The organism is Rhizobium sp. 05N49 (assembly GCF_056396805.1).
Map to the genome: position 1 here is coordinate 504,244 of NZ_JBFTME010000001.1, position 25,704 is coordinate 529,947.

22 protein-coding genes and 1 other RNA gene are annotated in these 25,704 nt (G+C 60.6%); 8 read left to right on the forward strand and 15 right to left on the reverse strand.

The features are described from left to right. Positions 1-5 precede the first annotated feature (5 nt). From AC1DF8_RS02595 to AC1DF8_RS02645, 11 genes are all read right to left on the reverse strand, one after another. Positions 6-1,439, reverse strand: coding sequence for a UDP-N-acetylmuramoylalanyl-D-glutamyl-2,6-diaminopimelate--D-alanyl-D-alanine ligase (locus AC1DF8_RS02595; protein WP_477994904.1), 1,434 nt, complete (start codon positions 1,437-1,439; stop codon positions 6-8). Beyond that, complete coding sequence (locus AC1DF8_RS02600; protein ID WP_477994905.1) at positions 1,436-2,896, reverse strand: UDP-N-acetylmuramoyl-L-alanyl-D-glutamate--2,6-diaminopimelate ligase; 1,461 nt, start codon at positions 2,894-2,896, stop codon at positions 1,436-1,438. The genes AC1DF8_RS02595 and AC1DF8_RS02600 overlap by 4 nt, the downstream gene beginning before the upstream one ends. A 64-nt stretch (positions 2,897-2,960) precedes the next feature. Beyond that, positions 2,961-4,709 (reverse strand): peptidoglycan D,D-transpeptidase FtsI family protein, encoded by a 1,749-nt coding sequence (locus AC1DF8_RS02605; protein WP_112541252.1) that lies wholly within the window; start codon positions 4,707-4,709, stop codon positions 2,961-2,963. Further along, positions 4,709-5,134, reverse strand: a complete 426-nt coding sequence (ftsL, locus tag AC1DF8_RS02610; RefSeq protein WP_112969248.1) for a cell division protein FtsL — start codon at positions 5,132-5,134, stop codon at positions 4,709-4,711. The genes AC1DF8_RS02605 and ftsL overlap by 1 nt, the downstream gene beginning before the upstream one ends. 1 nt (position 5,135) lies before the next feature. Then, positions 5,136-6,161, reverse strand: coding sequence for a 16S rRNA (cytosine(1402)-N(4))-methyltransferase RsmH (rsmH, locus tag AC1DF8_RS02615; RefSeq protein ID WP_183878014.1), 1,026 nt, complete (start codon positions 6,159-6,161; stop codon positions 5,136-5,138). 17 nt (positions 6,162-6,178) lie between these two features. Next, on the reverse strand, positions 6,179-6,616 hold the full coding sequence (gene mraZ / locus AC1DF8_RS02620) for a division/cell wall cluster transcriptional repressor MraZ (RefSeq protein WP_246715469.1): 438 nt from the start codon (positions 6,614-6,616) through the stop codon (positions 6,179-6,181). Between the two features lie 429 nt (positions 6,617-7,045). Continuing rightward, positions 7,046-7,439: RNase P RNA component class A (gene rnpB / locus AC1DF8_RS02625), an RNA gene on the reverse strand. Positions 7,440-7,496: 57 nt separating this feature from the next. Continuing rightward, complete coding sequence (locus tag AC1DF8_RS02630) at positions 7,497-8,672, reverse strand: NAD(P)/FAD-dependent oxidoreductase (protein WP_477994906.1); 1,176 nt, start codon at positions 8,670-8,672, stop codon at positions 7,497-7,499. Positions 8,673-8,753: 81 nt separating this feature from the next. Then, positions 8,754-9,371 carry a lytic transglycosylase domain-containing protein gene (locus AC1DF8_RS02635; RefSeq protein ID WP_112969245.1) on the reverse strand — a complete coding sequence of 206 codons (618 nt, stop codon included), beginning with the start codon at positions 9,369-9,371 and terminating at the stop codon, positions 8,754-8,756. 263 nt (positions 9,372-9,634) lie between these two features. Continuing rightward, positions 9,635-10,396, reverse strand: a complete 762-nt coding sequence (locus AC1DF8_RS02640) for an N-acetylmuramoyl-L-alanine amidase (protein ID WP_477994907.1) — start codon at positions 10,394-10,396, stop codon at positions 9,635-9,637. After that, positions 10,393-11,100 (reverse strand): J domain-containing protein, encoded by a 708-nt coding sequence (locus AC1DF8_RS02645; RefSeq protein WP_029868979.1) that lies wholly within the window; start codon positions 11,098-11,100, stop codon positions 10,393-10,395. Before AC1DF8_RS02645 ends, AC1DF8_RS02640 begins: the two co-directional genes overlap by 4 nt. Positions 11,101-11,528: 428 nt before the next feature. Here AC1DF8_RS02645 and AC1DF8_RS02650 point away from each other — a divergent pair, with 428 nt between their 5' ends. From AC1DF8_RS02650 to AC1DF8_RS02660, 3 genes are all read left to right on the forward strand, one after another. Continuing rightward, entirely contained in the window at positions 11,529-12,740 is a 1,212-nt protein-coding gene (locus AC1DF8_RS02650; RefSeq protein WP_477994908.1) for a pyrophosphate--fructose-6-phosphate 1-phosphotransferase, read from the forward strand. Between the two features lie 57 nt (positions 12,741-12,797). Next, positions 12,798-13,433 carry a LysE family translocator gene (locus AC1DF8_RS02655; protein WP_477994909.1) on the forward strand — a complete coding sequence of 212 codons (636 nt, stop codon included), beginning with the start codon at positions 12,798-12,800 and terminating at the stop codon, positions 13,431-13,433. A gap of 322 nt (positions 13,434-13,755) precedes the next feature. Further along, positions 13,756-14,724: a lytic transglycosylase domain-containing protein gene (locus AC1DF8_RS02660; RefSeq protein WP_112541243.1), complete on the forward strand. Its 969-nt coding sequence runs from the start codon at positions 13,756-13,758 to the stop codon at positions 14,722-14,724. A 37-nt stretch (positions 14,725-14,761) separates the two neighbouring features. Here AC1DF8_RS02660 and AC1DF8_RS02665 read toward each other — a convergent pair whose 3' ends face one another. Continuing rightward, entirely contained in the window at positions 14,762-16,153 is a 1,392-nt protein-coding gene (locus tag AC1DF8_RS02665; RefSeq protein ID WP_477994910.1) for a serine hydrolase domain-containing protein, read from the reverse strand. Between the two features lie 196 nt (positions 16,154-16,349). On the opposite strand from AC1DF8_RS02665, the gene AC1DF8_RS02670 reads away from it, so the two are divergent. From AC1DF8_RS02670 to AC1DF8_RS02690, 5 genes are all read left to right on the forward strand, one after another. After that, positions 16,350-17,594 (forward strand): BtaA family protein, encoded by a 1,245-nt coding sequence (locus tag AC1DF8_RS02670; RefSeq protein ID WP_477994911.1) that lies wholly within the window; start codon positions 16,350-16,352, stop codon positions 17,592-17,594. 14 nt (positions 17,595-17,608) lie between these two features. Continuing rightward, entirely contained in the window at positions 17,609-18,262 is a 654-nt protein-coding gene (locus AC1DF8_RS02675; protein ID WP_210301256.1) for a methyltransferase domain-containing protein, read from the forward strand. Between the two features lie 120 nt (positions 18,263-18,382). Beyond that, positions 18,383-19,180 carry a glycoside hydrolase family 25 protein gene (locus AC1DF8_RS02680; protein ID WP_113205670.1) on the forward strand — a complete coding sequence of 266 codons (798 nt, stop codon included), beginning with the start codon at positions 18,383-18,385 and terminating at the stop codon, positions 19,178-19,180. 83 nt (positions 19,181-19,263) lie between these two features. After that, positions 19,264-20,490 carry a lytic murein transglycosylase gene (locus AC1DF8_RS02685; protein WP_477994912.1) on the forward strand — a complete coding sequence of 409 codons (1,227 nt, stop codon included), beginning with the start codon at positions 19,264-19,266 and terminating at the stop codon, positions 20,488-20,490. A 94-nt stretch (positions 20,491-20,584) separates the two neighbouring features. Then, complete coding sequence (locus tag AC1DF8_RS02690; protein WP_477994913.1) at positions 20,585-21,490, forward strand: DMT family transporter; 906 nt, start codon at positions 20,585-20,587, stop codon at positions 21,488-21,490. Positions 21,491-21,915: 425 nt separating this feature from the next. Here AC1DF8_RS02690 and metF read toward each other — a convergent pair whose 3' ends face one another. From metF to ettA, 3 genes are all read right to left on the reverse strand, one after another. Next, the gene (gene metF, locus AC1DF8_RS02695; protein WP_112969237.1) at positions 21,916-22,818 is read right to left on the reverse strand and encodes a methylenetetrahydrofolate reductase [NAD(P)H]; all 903 of its coding nucleotides are present in this window, start codon (positions 22,816-22,818) and stop codon (positions 21,916-21,918) included. Then, positions 22,819-23,844, reverse strand: coding sequence for an ArsR/SmtB family transcription factor (locus AC1DF8_RS02700; protein WP_112541236.1), 1,026 nt, complete (start codon positions 23,842-23,844; stop codon positions 22,819-22,821). A gap of 174 nt (positions 23,845-24,018) precedes the next feature. After that, positions 24,019-25,668 carry an energy-dependent translational throttle protein EttA gene (gene ettA, locus AC1DF8_RS02705; RefSeq protein WP_112969236.1) on the reverse strand — a complete coding sequence of 550 codons (1,650 nt, stop codon included), beginning with the start codon at positions 25,666-25,668 and terminating at the stop codon, positions 24,019-24,021. Positions 25,669-25,704 lie beyond the last annotated feature (36 nt).

Below are 25,704 nucleotides of genomic sequence, written 5' to 3' on the forward strand. Positions count from 1 at the left end.
CCCGATCATAGTTCGCGTTGCGTGTCTGAAACTGGTGGGTACTTGTCAAGGAGCGCGGCGACAATCTTGCCGAAACCGATCCCCAGAGACGACTTCACCATCAACACGTCGCCAGGTGCGACCGAGTTCAGTACGAATTCCAGCAATTCTTCCGTCGTCTCGCGGTGCTCGACCGCGACGCTGTCGGGAAGCGATTCTTTCAGCGCCACCATCTCGGGCCCGGCGAGCCAGACATGTTCGAGACCGGCAGCCAGCAGCGGGCCGGCAAGTTCCGTATGGACCTGCTCGGCAAATTCGCCCATTTCCAGCATGTCGCCGAGCACGGCAATGCGGCGTCCGCGACCGGTCGGTTCGGCATCCGCAAGCAGCGCGATCGCCGCGCGCATGGAGGCCGGATTGGCGTTGTAGCTCTCGTCGATCAGTGTGAAGCTGCCATTGCCGATCGGAAGCCTGTGGCGCTTGCCCCTGCCCTTCTCCGGCTTCAGCGTCGCAAGTGCCTCGATTGCCTTGTCGAGGCTGGCGCCGACGATCGTCACCACGCCCAACGCGGCCAGCGCGTTTTCAGCGATGTGGCGCCCGGGTGCGCCGATGCGCACCTCCTTGGTATCCCCTCCGACGGTCATCCAGAGCGTCGAGCTTTCGTCCGAGCCGTTGAATTCAGCCAGCCGGAACTCGGCCTTGGCATGCTGACCGAAGGAATGGATCTTCATGATGCCGAGCGCCTGGGCGGTTTGCTCCAGGAAATTGAACTGATCGTTGTCGCGGTTGAGGATGACATCGCCGTTGGGTTCCAGCCCTTCGAAAATCTCCGCCTTGGCGGCAGCGATTTCCTCAACGTTCTGGAAATTGCCGAGATGGGCTGGCGCAATCGTCGTGATGACGGCCACATGCGGGCGGATCATCTTTACCAGCGGCCGGATCTCGTCCGGATGGTTCATGCCAACCTCGAAGACCCCGAAATAGGTGTCAATCGGCATGCGTGCCAAGGTCAGCGGCACACCCCAGTGATTGTTGAAGGACGCAACGGATGCGTGGACCTTGCCGGAGGGAGAGAGCACATGGCGCAGCATCTCCTTCGTCGTCGTCTTGCCGACCGAACCGGTGACGGCGATGATCTTGGCCCGCGAGCGCTCGCGTGAAGCCAATCCCAGCTTGCCGAGCGCGGCAAGCACGTCCTCGACCACAATCATCGGCACCGTCAGGCGCCCCATGGCCGGCAGGCGGGCTTCGCTCACGACAAGCAGCGATGCACCGTTTGCCATCGCCATCGAAGCATAATCGTGGCCATCCACGCGGTCGCCCTTGATCGCGAAGAAAGCCTCACCGGGCGCGATCGAGCGGCTGTCGATGGAAATGCCGGTAATGCCCTGCGGCAGCGAGCCGAACGGACGGCCCGCCATCGCGGCGATCATGTCTTCGGTGGTCCAGAGCCAGTTCATGGTACCCGCTCCTCCAAAGCCTTGCGCACTTCGGCGTGATCGGAAAACGGCAGCGTGACGCTCCCGACCGTCTGCCCCTCTTCATGTCCCTTGCCGGCAACAATCAGCGTATCGCCGGATTTCAGCTGCAGAACCGCTTCACGGATAGCCTTGGCACGGTCGCCGATCTCCGAAGCGCATGTCGCCGCCGTCATGATCTCGGCACGGATCGCCGCTGGTTCCTCCGAACGCGGATTGTCATCGGTGACGATGACGACATCAGCGAGCCGGCAGGCGATCTCGCCCATGATCGGCCGCTTGCCGCGGTCTCGGTCGCCGCCGCAGCCGAACACGACAATCACCCGACCCGTCGTGAACGGACGCACCGAGCTTAGCACATTTTCCAGGGCGTCGGGCTTGTGCGCATAGTCGACATAGGCAAGCGCGCCGTCTTTGGTATGACCGACCAGCTCAAGACGGCCGGAAGCGCCCTGCAGCTTTTCAAGTGCGGCCATCGCGACCTTTGCCGGAACGCCTGTAGACATGGCAAGAGCAGCCGCAACCAGCGCATTGGCGATCTGGAAATCGCCGGCCAGTGGAATATCGACCTCGAAAATCTCACCCTCGGCGTGAATTTCCGCGACCTGCTTGTGACGAAAATGCTCGACGCGCTTCAGCGCCAGATAGGCACCCTTGCGCCCGACCGTGCGAACATCGTGGCCGGCGGCCGCCGCCGCCTTGATCGCCTGCTCCGACCATGGATCGTCGGCGAAGATGATCGCGGGCGAACCCTTCGGCAGCACCCGGTCGAACAGGTGCATCTTCGCCGCCATATAGTCTTCGACCGTCGGATGGTAATCCATGTGGTCGCGGCCGAGATTGGTGAAGGCGGCTGCCGCGAGCTTCACGCCATCGAGGCGATACTGGTCGAGGCCATGGCTAGAAGCCTCCATCGAGGCATGCGTGACGCCTTCATCGGCGAGTTCGGCGAGCAGCTCGTGCAGCGATACTGTATCGGGCGTCGTCAGCGAGCCATATTCATTGCGCGTCGGCGAAATGACGCCGGTCGTACCGATCATCGCAGCGGCATGGCCGGCATGCGCCCAGATCTGCCTGACGAAGGAAGCAACAGAGGTCTTGCCGGCCGTGCCCGTCACGGCAACCATCGTCGCCGGCTGATGGCCGTAGAAATGCGAAGCGGCAACGGAGAGAAAACGGCGCGGCTCGGAAACGACCAGAACCGGTACGGAAGCCTGAGCCGCATGCGATGCGATGACGACGGCCGCACCCTTTGCTACCGCATCGGCGATGAAGCCCGCGCCATCCGCCTTGGAGCCCGCAATCGCCACGAAAGCCATCCCGGGTACGATCTTCCGGCTGTCGGAAGACAGTCCCGTTACATCCAGCGCGCCGGCCGGCCCTCCGAGTTCAGCTTTGAGTTCCGGAAACGCATTTCCGGCGAGGTCCCGCAATTTCATCGAATGCACTTCTCTGGTTCAGGTCGACCGCCCCTTACGAATCGACGCCGACATTGATTCACACTCAATAAGACACCAACAAGGCCGAGCCGTCTTCGCCAAATTCCGGCTCGACACCGAGGATGGGCGCGGCGCGGCGCACGATGTTCTTGACCATGGGGGCTGCCGTATAGGCGGCGATGCGCTGATGCTGCTCGCCGTCAAGCGGCTCGTCGCAGAAGGTCAGCACGACATATTTCGGATTGTCGATCGGGAACGCCGCCAGAAAAGCGTTGAAATTCAGGTTGCTGGCGTAGCGGCCGTTGACGACCTTGTCGGCCGTGCCGGTCTTGCCGCCGACATGGAATCCCGGCACATCGGCGTTGCGGCCGGAGCCCTTTACGCCATTCAGCTTGAAGAGATAGCGGATATCGTCGCTGGTGCTTTTCTTGACGACCATTTCGGCGACTTCATCGGCCTGCTCGCGATTGCGCGGCAAAAAGGTCGGCTCGATCAGCTTGCCGCCATTGATGAGCGCGGCACCGGCGACCGCCGTCTGCAGCGGCGTCGTGGCCACGCCATGGCCGAAGGAGATCGTGATCGAGTTGATCTTCTTCCAGACACGCGGCTGGCTCGGCATCTTCACTTCGGGAAGTTCCGTCTGCATCTTGGTCAGCAGGCCGAGGCGCGTCAGATAATCCTTCTGCATCTCCATGCCGACGATATCGATCATTCTTGCCGTCCCGATATTGGAAGAATATTCGAAGATTTCGGGCACGGTCAGCCAGCGGCGCTGGCCATGGAAGTCGTGAATGGTGAAGCCGCCGATGCGGATCGGGTTGGTGGCGTCGAAACTGTCCTTCAGCGAGACCTTGCCGCTGTCGATCGCCATGGCGGTGGAAAAGGTCTTGAAGGTGGAGCCCATTTCGAACGTGCCGTTCGACATGCGGTTCAGCCAGCCGTCCTTGGAGCCTTCCTGCGGATTGTTGGGGTCGAAATCCGGCGCGGATGCCATGGCAATCACTTCGCCCGTATGCGCATCCAGCACGACTGCCCCTGCCCCCTTGGCCTTGTAATTGACCACGGCATTGGCAACGACATCGCGCAGGATTGCCTGCACGCGCACATCGATCGAAAGACGCACCGGCTCCAACGGCTGGTTGCTCGTCATGCCCACCGAGGCGAGATCGGCGAGGCCCTGATCGTCTATATATTTCTCCATACCGGCAACGCCGCGGTTGTCGATATTGACGTAACCGAGGATATGGGCGGCCGTCGCGCCGCCCGGATAGAAGCGGCGCTTTTCCGGACGGAAACCGATGCCGGGAATGCCGAGTGCCAGGATCTGGCTCTGCTGCTTCGGCGTCAGCTGACGGCGCAGCCAGGCGAAATGCGAGGTGCGGTTCGACAGCTTCTTGTATGTGTCCTTGACGTCGAGGTCGGAAAGCACCGTCTGCAGCTTCTCGACTGCCTCGTCCGCATCGACGATCTTGTTCGGCTCGGCAAACAGCGAAACGGTGCGGATATCGGTCGCCAGCACTTCGCCGTTGCGATCGACTATATCGGGGCGCGATGCCATCAGCCGGTCGGGCGGCAGGATAGACGAGACCGATTCCGGCTCCTTCATCGCATATTCGACCATGCGTGCGCCGATGACGGCATAAAGCGCGGTAAACCCGACGATCAGCAGGCCGACACGGCTTCTGGCCTGCCCCGACTTGCGTTTGCGCGAGCCTTCGATCGCCATACCCGAGGGAGCGCCGAAACGATTATAAACGCCGGCGGAAAAATGCGCCTGGCTCTTCAGCACCATGATGCGGGAAAGAAAGGACATTATTCCAGCGCCCCCGTCTCGATCTGGTCCGCGTCTTCGGCTTCGCGTGGCGCCCGCGTTGGGACCGGCTGAGACTTGGCGACGGCACCCGGCTTGGCGCCGGCCTTCGCTTCGGTAATGTCTGGCGGCGGAACCTGCGATTTCAGCATCGGCAGCTCGCGCGCATGGGCAAGCGATGTCGAATCCGTCGGCTGCAACTGCAACTCGCTATTATAGGCATTGACCAGCCGCTCCAGGCGGTTCGGCTGCGACTGCAGCGCCCAGTCGGCCTTCAGGAGATCGATCGTGTCCTTCTCCAGCTTGATCTCCGCCTCGAGGCGATGAACCTCCTCGAGCTTCAGTTCGGCGCGGTGCTTGATCGTATAGGTGACGGCGGCTGCCGCCGTCATGATGCCGATGAGGACAAGATCGAACGTTCTCAGCATATCAAGCTCCAAGCTTTCCGAGGCTGGCAAGATTGGGGAATCCGAAGAGCGACATGTCTTCGGCTTCAGCGGGAGCGCTGGTGCGCTGGCCGGCGCGCAGCTTGGCGGAACGGGCGCGCGGATTGACCTGAGCCTCCTCTTCGCCGGCAGAAACCATCGGCTTGCCGACCGGCTCGAAGGTCGCGGCGCGCTCATGCGCAATGGGCAGGTGGCGGGAGCCGGAGGCCTTGCCGGCCCGGTCGGAGAAGAATTTCTTGACGACCCGGTCTTCCAGTGAATGGAACGTGACGACAACGAGACGACCGCCGGGCTTCAGAGCCCGCTCGGCGGCAAACAGCGCCTGCGCCAATTCGCCGAGTTCGTCATTGACGAAGATGCGCAGCGCCTGAAAGACGCGCGTTGCCGGATGGATCTTGTCCTTCATCTTGCGCGGCGTCACCAGCTCGATGAGGCCGGCGAGATCCCGCGTCGTCTCGAAGGGCTTCTCGGCGCGATGCTTCTCGATGGCATGGGCGATGCGCGGTGCCTGGCTTTCCTCGCCGAGATAATGGAAGATCCTGATGAGATCGGCGACCTTGGCGCGATTGACGACATCGGCGGCAGAAACGCCTGAAACCGACATGCGCATGTCGAGCGGGCCGCTCTTTTGAAAGGAGAAGCCGCGCTCGGCCTCGTCGATCTGCATGGAGGAAACGCCGATATCGAGCACCACGCCGTCGAGCCCACCTTCCGGCGCATGATCGGCAAGTTGCGAAAACTGCGAATGGATGAGCTTGAGATGACCGCCATGCGCTGAGACAAGCGCCTGGCCCGCGGCAATCGCGGTCGGATCGCGATCGAGCGCGATCACATCGGCGCCGGCGCCAAGAATGGCGGAAGTGTATCCGCCCGCACCAAAAGTGCCGTCAAGAATGACCTTGCCGGAAGAAGGCTCCAGCGCCGCAAGCACTTCCTTGAGAAGAACCGGAATGTGGCGAACCGGTCCGCCACCGGCTTCAGTTGAACCTCCGCCAGGATTCGCCACCATTCCGTTCCCTCGTCCTCTCAGGAACGCTTGCCCGCCAGCTTGCGCTCCCCTCGTGCCTGCGCCTGCGCGGCCGCGAATGCTTGCGGCTGCCAGAGCTGAAAGTGATCCGCCCGACCCACGAAGGTCACCTCGTCCGAAATGCCGGTGAAGTCGCGAATGAAATCCGTGACCATCAGCCGCCCCTCGGCGTCGAGCTTCATGAAGACCCCGCCCCCATGAATGAGAAGCGACATCTCGTTTGCCTCCGGCGAAAACGGATCTTCCGCCGCAATCTGCCGCTCGAACCTCTCCAGAAGATCCGGGCCGCCGACGCTGATCGCCGGAAACACAAAATCCTGGAAGCAGTAAAGCTCCGGGATATTGCGCTGCGCCAGCACGGAACGAAACGCCGCCGGCACGGAAACCCGGCCCTTGGTATCGATCCTGTTGGTCGCATTCGAAAGGAAGCGGCTCATGACACGAAACATCCGTTTCCGAAAGAGCCCGGAAAGCATTTTGCCGCCCGAAACCCCTTAAGTCAGGCACAGCTTCGCAAGCCGGAAGAACCAGGATCCTCCCGACGCTTCCGGTCCGGAAGGCGCCTTTGCTTTGCGATGAATGGGCAGATGATTGCCCTGATGCAGTGCGCATTTGGGATAGCATGGGACCATATGGGCGTCAATGGGATGAGCCCCTTTTAAGGTGGGCGCAGTATCGAACATTTATAAGCTGTTAAGTTTAACAAAGGGTTAGGAAAGCGATTCTCCGACACCGCCTGAAGTACCGCAGCCGAACGGGAAAATCGGCCGCGCAAGACCCGTGAGACCTCGCCTCGGTTTCAGGCATTTCAATGACTTGTCAGGAAAGAAATCGGATCTTGCGGCAATGGAAACGCCGCGGTGTTAATCGCCAGTTGGCCTGTAAGCCGGGTTCTGTATGGCTCCGGCGAACCGGAACGTGGCAGCCATTCATCTGGGACAGCGCTTGCACGCTGCCTCACGCAACCCACCCGGATGACTGACCCAGAAACAGGCCGGAAGGCTTTCGCCAACCGCGTCATCCCTATTCGGTTTTGCTCCCGGTGGGGTTTACCGTGCCATATCCGTTGCCGGAGATGCGGTGGGCTCTTACCCCACCCTTTCACCCTTACCTGTCATGACAGGCGGTTTGCTTTCTGTGGCACTTTCCCTGAGGTCGCCCTCGCCGGACGTTATCCGGCACCGTGTTTCCGTGGAGCCCGGACTTTCCTCACCCTACCGCCTTTCGGCATTGGTAAAGCGCGGCTGCCCCGCCAACTGGCAGGGGCTCCTTTAAACGAGGAAGCCCGCAAAAGCCAACGAAATATCGGGCGCAGGCTTAACGGAAATAAGGTGCGAAATCCGTGGCGTAGCCCTGATCCTTGATTCCGCCTGCCAGAATGAGCTCGGCCCCCAGCCTGCCGATCTCGTCGGAGCTCTTGGCTGACGTTCCCATGCAGCCGGTCAGAACAGCGATATGCGGCGAAGCGGTATAGCCGATCATCGGGTAGCGGCTCTTGGTATAGGAGACGACGCAGGATGCACTGGAAATGGACCGCGCCTCGAGTTCGGGCAATATGCGTGCGACAATGCTCTTGAAGTGTTCGCGGGCAACCTCCCTCCCGTCGGTGCGGAACCAGGCACGCATGTCCTTGTCGTTGTTCAGCACGAGATTGTCCGGATCACCACCGATCTTCAGATAGAGCTTGCCATCGGAGTAACGGATTGGCGGCAGCAGATAGATATCGATGCCGGGTGCATCGAGGATTAGCGACGGCATGCCGGCAAAGCGGTGTGCATCCTCTTCCGCCACCTCGAAAAGGGTCACGGTGCGCCCGTAAACCGTCATATCAACGGATTGCGGCAAGAGATTCTGCGAAATGGAAAAACCACCGGCCGCAAGCAGCACTTTCTCGGCTCGCCAAACCTCGCCGCCATCAGTCGTGACGACAGCCACCCCACCCTCCTCCCGGATCGAGGTGGCGTGATCGCGGATGACAGTCGCACCTGCCTTTTCCAAGAGCAGCGACTGCGCCTTTACCAGCTTGCGCGGACTGATATGGCCTGCGCCCTTTGCTTGGAAAATGCCGGTGCTGCCGGCAGGAAAATCAAAGTAGGGAAATTGCCTCCTCAGCCCGGCTTCCTCGAAAGAAGCCGTGTCGACACCGAGCGAGGTTGCAGCCCGTCGCGTGGCGGCAAGATAATCGCTGRCCGGAGGCCCCACAGCGAGGCAGCCGGCTTGCGTATAGAAATCAACGCCACTTTCTTCGGCAATCTCGCCATAGCGGGCGATGGAGCGGTTGGCGAGCAAGGCCCAGTCGCGGTCCGGATCGATGGTGCGGGTGATGCGGCCTTCGTCATAGTGACTGGCGAAGACGCCTTCATGCGCCTTGCGGTCTTCAGGCTCATCCGGGCCGATGACGGCAACGCCGTCGGTCCGGCGGGCCAGATATTTTGCGGCCGCGGCACCCATCATGCCGCGGCCGATAACGATGAACCTGAAGTCGACTGCCATATCTCACCTCTTTTGGAGGTAGCGATAGCATGGCAATCGCCGTGAAGCATCAAGCTCCTGTCAGAGACGGGCGCCTGCGGTTCAGAGCATCGCAAGAACCTTGCCGCAATAGGATTTGGAGACAGGGTTCATGCGCGTCGCGCCGTGGCCGGCATTGTACTTGAGGATGGTATTGCAGGTCTGCCCACCACCGAGATCATGGGCGGCCGCCAGGTACTTCATGCCGTACTTGATGTTGGTTTCCGGATCGAACAGGCCCTTGGCGCTGCCGGAATAGCCCATCATGCGGGCCGTTGCCGGCTTGATCTGCATCAGGCCGATCTCGCCGTGGGTGCCGCGCGCCATCGGATTGAAATTGCTTTCGACACGGATGACGGCAGTCGCAAGAGCCACCGGCACATCATATTGATTAGCATATTTGCTGATCAGTGCGGAATAGGAATCGCCGGAAACTTCGGCGACGGGATAGCCGCTCTGGCGCTCGACCGTCTTCAGCGGACGCTGCGCTTTCTTCTGCACGCGCTGCGCCGTCTTCTGCGGGCGTTCTTTCTCGTGCACGCGCTCCGCAGTCTTCTGCGGACGCTCGATTTTCTTCACAGGCGCATCGGCCCGCACACCCCAGTCATTCGCAAAGGCAAAGCTATTTCCTGCCAGCACCATGCCAACGCATGCTGCAGCAACAACAATCAGTTTTCTCATGTAGTCTTGATCACTCCGACCCAAAGAATTACCGGACTGCGCGCCTCGCGGTCCTGATGTATTCCTGACCAATAACTGATCAGGCCTCGCAGCAATTCTTATCGTTTCACATGACGCCTTCGATTTAGCTTGGGAACAACCATCGGCGTCGCTTAGCGGAAGCCCTTAGACCATCGCAATGAGGAGATAATAGGGAAATGATGTGGCAGTCCGATTTTCGCGCCCAAACATGGAAAATCGGTAATGTTGGAAACTGTGAAAAATCAGGAATAACGCGGCAGCGCCGAGAGCAGGCGGTGCAGCGTGTCGATCGTCGAGAAATCGGCGATTCCGTCCACCTGTTCGGGGCGGAAATGCCGCTGGAAGGCTTCCACGTCACCCGCCGTCTTATCACTGAATTCGCCCGTGATCTCAGTGCCGTAACCATAAAGCGAGAGCATGGATTGCAGCGCCTCGATCGGTTGCCCGCGGTCACCGCGCTGGAAGAAGCGTCCGCCGGTAATCGCGGCGGGTTCCACCCAATGGCCTACGCCAGCCTCGTAGAGTTCGCGCCAGGGGAATTTTTCGCCGGGATCGACCTTGCGAACGGGGGCGACATCGGAGTGCCCAAGCACCCTTTCAGGCACGATTGACCAGCGATCGCCGCAATCACGACATAATTCGATCACGGCAGCAATCTGCTCTTTCGGGTAATCTGGAAGCCCGCCCGGATGGCCGGCATTGGCGATCTCGATGCCGATCGACCGCGAATTGATATCCGTCTCGCCGTGCCAGGAGCTCTTGCCCGCATGCCACGCGCGGCGGCTCTCCGGCACGAGTTGCAGGACCTCGCCGTCAGGCTGCACGAAATAATGGCTGGAAACCTGGCTTTCATCCCGACAGAGCCAGTCGAGCGCTCCTTCAGCGCTCGGCATGCCGGTATAATGCAGCAGGATCATATCCGGTTTTTGGCCATCGGCACGTTCGCCATGGTTCGGCGAAGGCCGGACGCGCGCTCGGCTGTAATCGGCCTCGAATGAGGTCATGCGGCGCGGCGTTCCTTTTCGATCGCCGCATAAGCGTCGTTCAACGCTGCCATCCGTTCGTTGGCAATGGCATGAAACTCTTCCGGCACGCCGCGCGAGATCAGCCGATCCGGATGATGCTCGCTGACGAGCACATGGTAGTGGCGGCGGATGGTCGGGAAATCGTCTGCCGGCGAAACGCCGAGAACCTTGTAGGGGTCGCGCCCATCAGAGACATGGCGCGCGGCGATCTGATCGAAGCGGGCGTCGCTCATCTGGAAGATTTCCGCGATATGGCGCAGGAAATACATTTCATTCTCGTGGATCAGCCCGTCCGCCTTGGCAATATGGAACAGGCCATCGAGCACGTCTTCCAGAACCGGGCAATTGGCAGCGCAGGTCGAGCACAGCGTCGACAGCTTGGCCGCATAGGCTTCGTAACCGGCAACGTCCTGGCGGGCGAGATTATAGAGGCGCGCGACATTCTTTGCTTCGCTCGGCGGAAACTCGAAAATATCGCGGAAAGCCTGAACTTCCTTTTCGCTGACAATACCGTCGGCTTTTGCCATCTTGGCCGAAAGCGCAATGACGGCTACGGAGAAGGCGACCTTGCGGCGCGTCTCCGGATCGCCTTCGAAAACTGTTCGAATAGCCTCGACCACCGCAAAGAGCGCATTGCCCGCGGTATTGCCAATGGCATTCACCAGTTTTTCCCAGAAAGACATCGTCATCTTCTCGCAATGCAGCAAGTTCTAGAAGAAACACCTTGACCAAATAATCGTTGCCATTGCAAGGCGGCTATTGGTCGTAGGTTTGAAAACAGTTTTCACAATTCGGTAATTGTCGCTGATCCCGCGACCTTCCGCTGTGTCCGCTATTTTCTACATTATTCGCACAACGCCCGGCGATTTCCACAACACTTATGGATAGGTGGACCGGCATTGAACCGATTATATCGACGGTTCCGGCAGCTGCACTGCAGAATGGTCCGTTTTTCGTAAATTCTTTACTTTACAGGGCACTTTCCCTGCCGCATCCATGCGTTACCGGAAGCATGTCGCGCAAAAAGTGCAGCGGTTTGCGATACCGGCATGCGTAAAACAGAGACTTGAGCCGCTGCAATCGCGCGCATCGGGCGCCAAAGGAGGGATCTATGGCCAAACAGAAAGTCGCAATGCTGACCGCCGGAGGCCTGGCGCCCTGCCTCTCATCCGCCGTCGGCGGCCTGATCGAGCGCTATAGCGACATCGCACCCGATATCGAACTCATCGCCTACAAGTCCGGCTATCAGGGCGTGCTGCTCGGCGACAGCGTTGTGATCGCCAAGGAGATGCGGGAGAAGGCGCCGCTCCTGCATCGTTATGGCGGTTCACCGATCGGCAACAGCCGCGTGAAGCTCACCAATGCTGCGGACTGCGTGAAGCGTGGCCTGGTCAAGGAAGGCGAAAATCCACTGCGGGTCGCCGCCGAACGTCTTGCCAATGACGGCGTCACCATTCTGCACACGATCGGCGGCGACGATACCAACACGACCGCTGCCGATCTCGCCGCCTATCTCTCGGCCAATGGCTATGACCTGACGGTCGTCGGCCTGCCGAAGACCGTAGACAACGACGTCGTGCCGATCCGCCAGTCGCTCGGCGCCTGGACGGCGGCCGAAGTCGGCGCCCATTTCTTCGACAATGTCAGCAACGAACAGACCGCCGCACCGCGCACGCTCGTCATCCACGAGGTCATGGGCCGCCACTGCGGCTGGCTGACGGCCGCGACCGCCCGTGCCTACCTGCAGCGCACCAAGGGCAACGAATATGTCGACGGCCTGATGATGAACGCGCATATGAAGAGCATCGACGCCGTCTACCTGCCGGAAATGGCCTTCGACCTTGATGCCGAAGCCGCGCGCCTGAAGGAGATCATGGACAGGACCGGCCATGCCACCGTCTTCGCGTCGGAAGGCGCCTGCCTCGACGCCATCGTCGCTGAACGCGAAGCCGCGGGCGAGACGGTCAAGCGCGATGCCTTCGGCCATGTCAAGATCGACACGATCAATGTCGGCGCCTGGTTCCAGAAACAGTTCGCGAGCCTGCTCGACGCCGAGCGCTCTCTCGTCCAGAAATCCGGCTATTTCGCCCGCTCGGCACCGGCAAACGGCGAAGATCTGCGGCTGATCCAGAGCATGGTCGACCTCGCCGTCGAAAGCGCCCTCAACAAGATTTCGGGTGTAACCGGCCATGATGAAGCGCAGAACGGCAAGTTGCGCGCAATAGAATTTCCCCGCATCAAGGGTGGCAAGCCGTTTGATCTTTCAACTGCATGGTTTGGTGAAGTAATGAACCAGATCGGGCAAAAATACACCGGGGCATGATTGACGGATGGCTAATATGATGTCTTTGCTTGTTCTCTAGGAATAGGAGGAGATTCCATGTCGCTTGAAGCTTGGCTCGCTTTTGCAGCCGCATCCGCCATCATGCTGGCCATACCGGGACCGACCATTCTTCTGGTCGTTTCCTATGCGCTTGGTCATGGCCGGAAAACGGCGCTGGCGACCGTTTCAGGCGTGGCTCTCGGCGATTTCACGGCCATGACGGCATCGCTTTTCGGATTGGGCGCCCTGCTCGCCGCATCCGCTTCGCTGTTTACCGTGCTGAAGTGGGTCGGCGGCGCCTACCTCATCTGGCTCGGAATCAAGCTCTGGCGGGCACCGATCATTGGCGAGCACATCGCTGACAACGATAACCTGCCGGAAGAAAAGTCCTTGCGGATCTTCCTGCATGCCTATGTGGTGACGGCGCTGAATCCGAAGAGCATCGTCTTCTTCGTCGCCTTCGTACCGCAGTTCCTGAACCCTGCCCTTCCCTTCTTCGATCAGATGCTGATCATGGAAGCGACCTTCCTCGTGCTCGCCACCATCAATGCCTCCTGTTACGCCCTTGCCGCTCACGCCGCCCGCGGCCTGATTCGCAAGGCGAGCGTGCAGCGTGCGGTTAACCGCACCGGCGGCACTCTGCTCATCGCAGCAGGCGCCGTAACCGCCGGGTATCGCCGTATTGCAGCTTAGAGCCTTTCCCGGTCAGATTGCAGCATTCTGCCGGAGCAGGTTTTCGACAGGGCAAAGATGCCCGGCCCTTCGGGTTGGCTGAATCGGGCCGCCTGATCGACCGGCCGGCTTGGCCGTAGATCTGGGCTACGACGCGCGCCTGCCGGTCGACCATCCAACTCCGTTTGAGCCAACAGAATGCTGCAATCTGACCGGGAAAGGCTCTAATAATTTTCCGTGGTTGCTGGAAAGCCACGAATAGGTTAATGGCTATCCCCGGGCTTAAGGTATTTGATAACTTTTAAGACGCTGCCGGGGCGGCGCGATTCACGAAAGTGAGAGAATGGTAGCGATCGGATTTTCCGGCCTGAAACGCAGTCTCGTGGTCTCGACCATGCTCTGCGGCGTCATTTCCGGATGCGCGAGCGTTGAATATACCTCTCAGGCGGAACTGACCGCCGCACAGACCGTGATTCCCATGCCGAAGCCGGGTGAAGACGCAACGCTGGCGGCTATCCCGACTGCCGAAGGCGCAACTGCTCCGGCCGTCGCCACGCTCAATCCGCAGGCAGCAACCGCCGCACCTGTTCTCACCGCAGCAGCCATGCCGAATGTGGTCTCCCCCGTTCAGCAGCAGGCCGGCGATTTCGCCATGCAGGGCGGCGTACAGCAGGTTGCCGTCAATGGCTATGCTCCGATCCCGCTGACACCCGAGATGACGGCAATCCAGTCCGTCATTCCGACGCCGCGTCCAGGCTCGCCCGCAAGCCCCTCGACACAGCTTGCCTTCGCTGCAACGACACCGCAGAACGGCGCGCTCGCAGCGCTTGCCGCCGTCGATACCACGCCGCGCTTCGCCATGGACTACGGCTTTGACGAATCCGGCCCGATCGATCCGCCGGCCGCTCCGCCGATGTTCAGCGATGACGACGGCGACGATGCTCCGACCGTCGAAAAGAGCCTCGTCAGCAAGCTCATCAGCAAATATTCCAAGCTTTACGCAATTCCGGAATCGCTGCTCCACCGCGTCGTCCATCGCGAGAGCCGCTACAATTCCAAGGCCTATAACAAGCGCGGCTACTTCGGTCTCATGCAGATCAAGTACAACACCGCAAAGTCGATGGGTTACGACGGTAATCCCGCCGGCCTTTTCGATGCCGAAACCAATATCAAATATGCGGGCAAGTACCTGCAGGGCGCCTGGCAGGTTGCCGACAGGAAGGAAGACGACGCCGTTCGTCTCTACGCCCGCGGTTACTATTATGACGCCAAGCGCAAGGGCATGACCGACATCGCCCAGGGCAATTACTGATCGTCCAATAATTGATACAGACTGTCTGTGACGGGCCTCAGCCGGCTTTCGCCGCCTGAAGCGTATTGAGGATTTCCTTCAGCACGATCTGCGGCCTGTAGCGCAGCCAGCTCGGGGTCAGTCCCATGCGGACGAAGACGAGATTTGCCGAGGGAACGATTGCCATCGTCTGGCCGTCATGCCCCTGCAGCCAGAACGTATCCTGCGGCAGGCCGAACTCCGCGCTCGTGCCGCCGCCAGGTCCGGCAAGCCAGGCCTGGCCTTGCGTATATTTGCCCCCCGAACTTGCTGTCGGTGTCCGCATCGTCGCAACAAAGCCTTCCGGCAGAAGCCTCTGTCCATTCCACACACCGTCCTGCAGCAGGAACTGGCCGAAGCGCGCCCAGTCATGCGCCGTGGCATAGAGATAGGAACTGCCGGTAAACGTCCCGCGCTCATCGGCTTCGAAGACCGCGCTCGTCATGCCGAGCGGAGAAAACAGCGCATCGCGGGGATAATCGAAGGCCGCCCGCGGATCACCGACCTTATCCATCCAGATACGGGACAGAAGCACCGCCGTACCGCTGGAATAATGGAAATCCGTGCCCGGCGCGGCCACCAGAGGGGCGCCCGCCGGCAGGGAAACCATATCGGGGTCGAGATAGAGCATGCGCGTCACATCGGCGACGGCGCCATAATCTTCGTTGAAGGCGAGCCCGCTTTCCATGCCGAGCAGGTCGGAGAGTTTGATGTCTCCGCGCGAATCACCGGCCCATTGCGGCAGGAGATGCGTGTCATCGAAGGAGATCTTGCCTGATAGCATCAGCCGGCCGATCAACGCCGCATTCACGGTCTTCGTCATCGACCAGCCGATGAGCGGCGTATCGGCGCCGAAACCCGGCCCATAATTCTCGGCAATGACGCGGCCATCCTGGATGACGACCATCGCCCGCATGGCAGGCCCGGCAAGCGCGGTATCGGCCAGAAGGGCTGCGACCTTCGCATTGCCTGTCGCAGGATCGACACCCTCACCGTCCGGCCATGATGCATCGTTCGCCCCCGCCCGCAGCGCCGACACCAGTGGCACGGCTCTGGCGGCGGCATCGAAATTGCCGTCAGGCACACTCGTGCAGCCGAGGGCGCCGCGATAAAGCGCATAGCTCGGCGCAAACAGACCCATGAAACGCGATGTCACCCGCCCGCCGTCGCGGTCGATCTCGACGCGCATCAGCCTGAGCAACGGATTTCCTGGTGCCTGGACATCATCGTGGAGAACTATGTCGGGATCGCGCCCCGCGATGAAGACATTGGAGCAGACGATCTTGGCAGTATAGCCATTACCCACCTTCAGGAGTTCCGGCGGAGCTATGGAGAGCCACGCGACTGCGCCTACGACGACGAGAATGACGAGCAGGGCCAAGCCCTTGAAGATACGCGGAACAACTCGCATGCAATCCTCCACGGAAGGGAGAGAAGCAGGAAACGCTCCCCGCGAAAAGGGCGAAGCGAAAAGAAGTGTTTCAATCGCCTTCAATTTTCGCTGAGGTCTTCGCGGAGCGCCGTTGAAACCCTGGCCCACAGGGCGCGTCATCAAACTGTAGCAGAGGCGGGTTACACGCCCTGAACGCTAAAAAGGTGACAGACTCATGTCGGAATTTGCACCGGATACCGGCTTCCGCAAGAACCGGAAACTCAAGGCAGCGCTTCTCCGCCACAAGGCTTTTTCCAAGGACGGCTTCTCGGAGCGTCTCTTCGGCATGCTCTTCTCGGGCCTCGTCTATCCGCAGATCTGGGAAGACCCGGACCTCGACATGCAGGCAATGGACCTGAAGCCCAATCACCGCATCGTCACGATCGGTTCGGGCGGCTGCAACATGCTGGCCTACCTCTCCAAGGCGCCGGCTTCGATCGACGTCGTCGATCTCAATCCGCACCACATTGCGCTGAACAGGCTGAAGCTTGCCGCCTTCAAGAACCTGCCGGGCCATTCTGATCTCGTCCGTTTCCTGGCCATGCCGAACGAGAAGTCGAACAGCCGGGTTTTCGACCGCTATCTGTCATCCAATCTCGACGATACGACGCGCGCCTACTGGAACACCCGCAAGTTCGGCCGCCGCCGTGTCACGGTCTTCGACCGCAACATCTATGAAACCGGCCTGCTCGGCCGCTTCATCGGCGCCGCTCACCTTCTTGCCCGCCTGCATGGCGTAAAGCTGCAGGAAATGACCAAGGCCCGTACGATCCGCGAGCAGCGCCAGTTCTTCGACGACCAGATCGCTCCCCTCTTCGAAAAACCCATCGTTCGCTGGATCACCAACCGCAAGAGCTCGCTTTTCGGCCTCGGCATTCCGCCGCAGCAATATGACGAGCTGGCAAGCCTTGCCGCCGACAATTCCATCGCGCCTGTTCTGAAGCACCGCCTTGAAAAACTCGCCTGCCATTTCCCCATGCGCGACAACTACTTCGCCTGGCAGGCTTTCGCACGCCGCTATGCGGATGGCGAGGAAGGCCCGCTCCCGACCTATCTGAAGCCCGAGCATTACGACGTGATCCGCGCCAATGTCGACCGCGTCAACGTCCATCATGCAAGCTTCACCGAGCTTCTGGCCGGCGAGCCGGCTGCCTCGCGCGACCGTTACATCCTGCTCGATGCACAGGACTGGATGACCGACCAGCAGCTCAACGACGTCTGGCGCGAAATCACCCGCACCGCCCGCGAGGGTGCGCGCGTGATCTTCCGCACGGCGGCCGAAAAGAGCATCATCGAAGGCCGCCTCGCCCCTGTAATCCGTGACCAGTGGCACTATTTCGAAGAGCAGTCGCGTGAAATGACCAGCCAGGACCGCTCGGCAATCTACGGCGGCTTCCATATCTACGGGAAGAAGGCGTGAGCAAAGTCAGCGAGATGACCGTCAAGAGCGAGGAACATGCCGACCTGATGGACGGCATGTATCGCTACCAGCGCCATTTCTACGATCTCACCCGCAAATACTATCTTCTCGGCCGCGACCGTACGATCCGCAACCTCGACGTTCCCCAGGGCGGCACGCTGCTTGAAGTCGGCTGCGGTACCGGTCGCAACATGGCGCTCGCCCACAGGCATTTTCCGACGGCCAAGCTCTACGGTCTCGATATTTCCCAGGAAATGCTGATCTCCGCCCGCAAGACCTTCGCCACCAAGGCGACGATACCGGATTTCCGGGTCGCGGATGCCACGGCCTATACGCCGCGCGAATTCGGCGCTGCCGGTTTCGACCGCATTCTGATTTCCTACGCGCTGTCGATGATCCCGGATTGGGAACGCGCGGTGGATGCGTCGATCGCCGCGCTCAATCCCGGCGGCCAGTTGCACATCGTCGATTTCGGCCAGCAGGAAGGCCTGCCTGCCTGGTTCCGCCGCCTGCTGCAGGCATGGCTCGCCAAGTTCCACGTCACACCGCGCTCCAATCTGCGCGAGGTTCTGGAAGCGCAAGCAGCTGAAAACAGCGCGACATTGTCGTTCGACAGGATCGGCGGCGGTTATGCGTGGCGAGCCGCTATTATCAGCAAGCGCTCATAATTCGCTTGTAAATAACCAATTTTTTACGTTGATATTAGAAAAGAGGGTTATACCCTCTGCTGGGCGCGTGTATTCGAAGGTCAGGCTGTGGGGCAGATCCATCATCACGACGGGACATTCATGCGTCGGCTTCTGTTTTGCGTCGTGCCGCTTGCCCTGCTGCTCGCCGGTTGCAGCTCCACGGGTTACGATTATCTCGAGACCGCTTCCATAAAGCCGAAGACCCACTTCAAGGATACCGATCCGCAGGATTTCGGCCCCAAGCGCCCGCAGCAAAACGCAGTCCACGGCATCGACATCTCCAAATGGCAGGGCGATATCGACTGGCAGACGGTGCGCAAATCAGGCGTTGCCTTTGCCTTCATCAAGGCGACCGAAGGCAAGGACAGGATCGACCCGCGCTTCGACGAATACTGGCGCGAGGCAGCGGCCTCAGGCATTCCGCATGCGCCCTACCACTTCTATTATTTCTGCTCCTCCGCCGACGACCAGGCCGACTGGTTCATCCGTAACGTCCCGAAGGAATCGATGCGCCTGCCGCCGGTGCTGGATGTTGAGTGGAATGCAGAATCGAAGACCTGCCGCTTCCGCCCCGATCCGGCCACGGTGCGATCCGAAATGCAGCGCTTCATGAATCGCCTGGAGGCCTATTACGGCAAGCGGCCGATCATCTATACCTCTGTCGATTTTCACCGCGAGAACCTCGCCGGCTATTTCCAGGACTATCATTTCTGGGTCCGCTCCACCGCCAAACATCCAGACGTGACCTATGCCGACCGCCGCTGGGCCTTCTGGCAATATACGTCGACGGGCGTCATCCCCGGGATCCGGGGGCCGACGGATATCAATGTCTTCGCCGGTTCTGCGAAAAACTGGAACAACTGGGTGGCTGACGTTTCCAAGGATAGAAATTCTTAGTAACGTACCCTAATCTTTCTTGCTTCCGTCACATTCCTCTGGGAAAGCGACGGAATTCCATGTGTTTTTACGAGGATCGTTTCATGCACCGCTCGCTTAAAGGCCGCTCTGCACTTGCCCTTCTGTTTGCCTGCGCCATTGCAACAGGCGCTGCCGCCCAGCAGGCTCCGAATGCGGCAGCTTCGGCCCCTGCGGCACCCTGCGGCGGCGATCTCTCTGCCTTCCTCGAGGGCGTCAAGAAGGGCGCGATTGCAGCCGGCGCCAGCGCCGAAGCTGCAGACCAGGCGCTCGCCGGTGCTCAGATCGACCCCAAGGTTCTGAGCCGCGACCGCGCCCAGGGCGTCTTCCGCCAGACCTTCCTCGAATTCTCGCAGCGCACCGTTAGTCAGGCACGCCTCGACATCGGCCGCCAGAAGATGAAGCAATACGCCGATGTCTTTGCCCGCGCCGAGCAGGAATTCGGCGTTCCCGCCGGCATCATCACCGCCTTCTGGGCAATGGAAACGGATTTCGGCGCCGTGCAGGGCGATTTCAACACGCGCAACGCGCTGGTGACACTCTCGCATGACTGCCGCCGGCCGGAGCTCTTCCGCCCGCAGCTGATCTCCCTCATCGAGATGGTGCAGCACGGCGACCTCGACCCGCAGACCAATACAGGCGCCTGGGCCGGCGAAATCGGCCAGGTGCAGATGCTGCCGCGCGATATCATCGCTTATGGCATGGACGGCGACGGCGACGGCCATGTTCGCCTCAAGCAGAGCAGCCCGGACGCGATCCTGACGGCTGCCAAGTTCATCCAGCATCTTGGTTTCGAGCGCGGCCAGCCCTGGCTGCAGGAAGTCACCGTGCCGGATAATCTTCCCTGGGAAAAATCGGGCCTCGGCGGCACGATGACGGCAGGCGAATGGTTCAACCTCGGCGTCAAGCCGCGCGACGGCAACACTGCCTTTGCCAATCTCGAAGGCGATCTCGTGCTGCCGCAGGGCCGCCTCGGGCCGGCCTTCATCGCCTATCCCAATTTCAAGATCTATCTGGAATGGAACAAGTCGTTCATCTACACGACGTCGGCCGCCTATTTCGCGACCCGCCTCTCCGGCGCCCCGACCTATCAGAAGGGTACGCCGGAACAGGGCCTGTCCAACGAAGAGATGAAACAGCTGCAGACCAAGCTCGACTCGCTCGGCCATGACGTCGGCGAAATCGACGGCATCCTCGGCTCCGGCACCCGTGTCGCGATCCAGAAGGAACAGCAGCGCCTAGGCATGCCGGCAGATGGCTGGGCCACGCCCACCCTGCTCAACGCGCTCTGAGTAACGAGACGACCTCCCGCCACCCGGCCGCATGAATCGGGTGGCGGTCTCCTGCCGATCGGATATCAGTACTCCAACATCGGGAGGCATCGGCATGGAACAGAGAATGACCGCATTGACCTGGGGCCTGCTTGCCCTGCTCGGTCTCATCTGGGGCGGCTCCTTCTTCTTCGCGCGCATTGCCGTCATCGAGGTGCCGCCGCTCACGCTCGTCTTCCTGCGCCTTTCGATTGCAGCCCTTGCGCTGCATATCTATATCGCCGGCCGTTTCGGCATCTACCCGCTCTTGAGGAGCCGCTGGCGCGAATTGCTCGTCCTCGGCATCCTCAACAACGCCCTGCCTCATGCGCTGATATTCTTCGGCCAGACGCGCATCGGCGCCGGCCTCGCCTCCATTCTCAATGCCACGACGCCGATCTGGACGGTGTTGATCGCCAATTACCTGACATCGGATGAGAAGCTCTCTTCGGCCAAGATCATCGGCTGCCTGACCGGCCTGCTCGGGACGGCCGTGCTGATCGGCCCCAGTGTCGCGGCTCGTGGCGATCTGCCGGTATGGGCGCTGCTTCTGCCGGTGATCGCCGCAATCTCCTACGGATTTGCTGCAACCTACGGCAAGCGCTTCCGGGGCATCGCACCGCCGGTTATTGCCGCCGGGCAGATGACGGCCTCCTCGCTGGTTGCATTGCCGCTGTCGCTCGTCATGGATCACCCCTGGACGCTCGCCATCCCCTCGGGCAACGCGATCGCCGCGATCCTGGCAATCGCCCTCCTGTCGACGGCCCTGGGCTATATTCTCTATTTCCGCATCATGGCAGTAGCGGGCGCGACCAATACGTCGCTGGTGACACTGCTCGTACCCCCGAGCGCGATCCTCCTCGGCTTCCTGTTCCTTGGGGAGCGGCTGGAGACAACCGAGATCGCCGGCATGGCGCTGATCGGCCTCGGGCTAATCATACTCGATGGGCGCATCTATAGCCGCTCACGCGCCCTCGCCTGAAAGGACTATGCTGCAGCGCGCCATTCTTCCGCCAAAAGCATGAATCCCGATGCGCGGTATGTAACAAAGTGTTAAATTTTGAGAGCGCGATTTTCCGATTGAATTTCAGAAACTTAGCGGATCGTCTCTAGACTTATCCACTGCCCTCTTCGGCAGTGCAGCACAAGAAGCGCTTCCCAACTAACACATTTCCGACATATTATTAGCTGGTTAACGCGAGGAGGCAGACATGGGACTTACGCAATCCTTGAATGTCCTGTTGGTCAGTGCAGCGTTCGCATTCGTCGTATCCATGCTCTTCATTTGAGCGGGTGCGAAGCGTAAAGACTGAAATACCGAACTCCTGAAACAATCAGCCCCAGATATTGAAAAGCGCATGCCCCGCCCGGCATGCGCTTTTCCCTTGCCCACGGGCGACTGTCAGATCAGGCCGCCGCGCCGGCGCTTCTGGCCGTCTGGCGCGAGAGGCCGAGATTGTCGAGAACGGCAGAGACCAGCGGAGCGCGGTTCATCGTATAAAGATGGAATTCGTGCAGACCGCGACGCATGAGATCTTCGATCTGTTCGGCTGCGACATCGGCGGCAACCTTGGCCCGCTCCTCTGGCTTCTCCTCATATCCGTCAAAGCGCTCGTCGAGGAAGGCCGGAATGATCGTGCCGCAGGCGCCGGCAAAGCGCTTCAGCTGCGTCAGGTTCTGGATCGGCATGATACCAGGTACGACAGGGATCTTGACGCCGGCCGCACGCACCTTTTCGAGGTAACGCTCGAAATTGTCATTGTCGAAGAAGAACTGCGTCAGAGCGCGATCTGCGCCATTGTCGGCCTTCCGCTTCAGCATCTCGATATCGGCCGCCTGGTCGCGGCTTTCAGGGTGCTTTTCCGGATAGGCCGAGACGGAGATCTCGAAATCGCCGATCTGCTTGAGGCCGGCCACCAGTTCGGCTGCGTTGGCGTAACCACCCGGATGCGGCTGATACGGCGCACCAACGCCGCCAGGCGCATCACCGCGCAGTGCCACGAAGTGCGTAACGCCTGCCTTGCGGAAGCTGTCGACCACCTGATGCGTCTCTTCCTTGGTGGCGCTGACGCAGGTCAGGTGCGAGGCTGTTGCAAGCGGTGTGTCGGTCAGGAAGCGCGTGACCGTGGAAAGCGTCGGCGCCTTGGTGGTGCCGCCGGCACCATAGGTCACGGATACGAATTCCGGGTTCCAGTCCTGCAGCTCGCGGACCGTGTTCCAGAGCTGGCCCTCCATCTCCTCGGACTTCGGCGGGAAGAACTCGAAGGAGATCGCGATATCGCGGCGGCGAGCGTCGTTGTTCTGGGTCATTTATTCTCTCCCGGCAAATGTAGGTATGGCGCCTTCGCTCTCCAGCGAGGCCATCAGGCGCCTCGGGTCGCGCGCGAGCCAGATCGTGACCGTGAGGCCCTTCTCGCCCTGCTGACCCGGATGAAGATCGACGACCTGCTCGACATCCAGCCCCGCCTTGCGCACCCATTCCGACATGGCCTGATGCGAGAAGCCGAGACGGACATGGGCATGCTCGTCGCGAAGATATTCAAGGCCGTGCGGCGCCAGGTCGATGATGACAAGGCGACCGCCCGGCCGCAGCATGCGCGCAGCTTCGGTGATCGCGATCTCGGGCTGGTCGAAAAAATGCAGCACCTGGTGGATCGTCACCAGATCGAAGTCCTGCCCCTCGAAAGGCAGATTGAGGATATCGGCGTGGCGTACCGAAGCCGTGGTGATGCGGGACTTGTCGAGATTGGCGCGTGCCACACTCAGCATGTCGCGGCTGGCATCGACGCCAATTGCCCGGCGATAGCGGCCGGAGAGAAGCTCCAGCATGCGGCCRGTGCCGGTGCCGAGATCGAGCAGGGAATCGATCGGATTGCTGCCGAGCAGCTTGATGACGGCGGCATCCACCTCTTCATCAGCCGCATGCAGGCGGCGAAGCTCGTCCCATTCGGCAGCGTTACGGCTGAAATAGGCCTGCGCACGCTCGGCGCGGTGGCGTTTGACGGAGGCAAGACGCTCGCCGTCCCGCTGTACGACCGGATCGTTTTCGGAGACATGCTTCAGGAGGTTACGCACCAGCGCTGCGGCCTTGCCCTCATGCGCCAGCCGGAAATAGGCCCAGGCGCCCTCCTGATAGCGATCGATGAGCTCTGCCTCGCCGAGCAGCTTCAGGTGCCGCGAGATGCGGGGTTGGGATTGGCCCAGGATTTCCGTAAGATCGGTAACGGTGAGATCACCTGCCGCCAGCAGGGCCAGCAGCCGCAGGCGCGTCGGTTCGCCGGCCGCCTTCAAGACGTCCACCAGCGCATCCAGTCCAAGCCTCAGCGGTTCGCTCATATTCTACCCAATCAAGATATAAAGATATCTTTATGTGATTTGGGTAGCTGAGGCAAGCGGCATTTCACCGAATTGCGAACTTGCCTGTGCTGATCGCGCCAACAGAAGGGAAGATCGCGAGGCATCAAAAAAGCCCCGGAACAGCCGGGGCTTTTGAAAGCGGTGAAGAACCGATCAGCGCGTCAGGCGCTTATGAGCCTGGCTGCCCGGGTTCAAGGCATCAGGGCCGAGGCGGCGAACCTTGTCCTGCTCGTAGTCCTCGAAGTTGCCTTCGAACCATTCGACATGGCCCTCGCCTTCAAAGGCGAGGATGTGTGTCGCCAGACGGTCGAGGAACATGCGATCGTGGCTGATGATAATGGCGCAACCGGCAAATGCTTCCAGCGCGCTTTCCAGCGCACCGAGCGTTTCCGTGTCGAGGTCGTTGGTCGGTTCGTCGAGCAGCAGCACGTTGCCGCCGGCCTTCAGCATCTTGGCAAGGTGAACGCGGTTGCGCTGACCACCCGAGAGATTGCCGACCTTCTGCTGCTGATCACCGCCCTTGAAGTTGAAGGCGCCGCAATAGGCACGCGAATTCATGTCGAACTTGCCGAGCTTGATGATTTCGGCGCCGCCGGAGATTTCCTCCCAGACGGTCTTGTTGCCGTCGAGCGCGTCGCGGCTCTGGTCGACATAACCGAGATGTACGGTTTCGCCGATGCGGACCGAACCGGCATCCGGCTTTTCCTGACCGGTGATCATCTTGAACAGCGTCGTCTTGCCGGCGCCGTTCGGACCGATGATACCGACGATGCCGCCCGGCGGCAGCTTGATCGACAGATCGTTGATCAGCGTGCGGCCTTCGAAGCCCTTGGTAATGCCTTCCATCTCGATGACCACCTGGCCGAGGCGTTCGCTGACCGGGATGATGATCTGCGCGTCGCCCGGACGCTGCTTCTCGGCGGCCTCAACCAGTTGCTCGTAGGACTTGATACGCGCCTTCGACTTGGCCTGACGGGCCTTCGGGCTGGAAGCAATCCATTCCTGTTCGCGGCTGATCGCCTTCTGGCGGCCGGCTTCTTCGCGGTTTTCCTGCAGCATGCGCTTGGCCTTCGCCTGCAGGTAGGCCGAGTAGTTGCCTTCGTAGGGAATGCCGCGGCCGCGGTCGAGTTCGAGGATCCAGCCGGTAACGTTGTCCAGGAAGTAGCGGTCGTGGGTAATCATCATCACGGCGCCCGGATAATCGCGCAGATGCTTTTCGAGCCAGGCGATGGTTTCGGCATCCAGATGGTTGGTCGGTTCGTCGAGCAGCAGCAGGTCCGGCTGCGAGAGCAGAAGGCGGCAGAGCGCGATACGACGGCGTTCACCACCCGACAGGCTGGTGACTTCGGCGTCGCGCGGCGGGCAGCGCAGCGCTTCCATCGCCATCTCGACCTGGCTTTCCAGATCCCAGAGGTTCTGGCTGTCGATGATGTCCTGGAGCTTGGCACCCTCTTCCGCCGTCTCGTCGGAATAGTTCATCATCAGTTCGTTGTAGCGATCGACGATCGCCGTCTTGGAGGCAACGCCTTCCATGACGTTTTCGAACACCGTCTTGTTCGGATCGAGCTTCGGCTCCTGCTCCAGGTAGCCGACCGTCGCACCTTCGGCGAGCCAGGCTTCGCCAGTATATTCCTTGTCCTGGCCGGCAATGATGCGCAGCACAGTGGACTTACCGGCGCCGTTCGGGCCGAGAATACCGATCTTTGCATCGGGATAGAAGGAAAGATGGATGTTCTCGAGGATCTTCTTATTGCCATAGGCCTTGTTGAGGCCGGACATATGATAGATGAACTGACGTGCCATGCTGGGATGCTCCGGGCGGAAACTTGAAATCGTGGC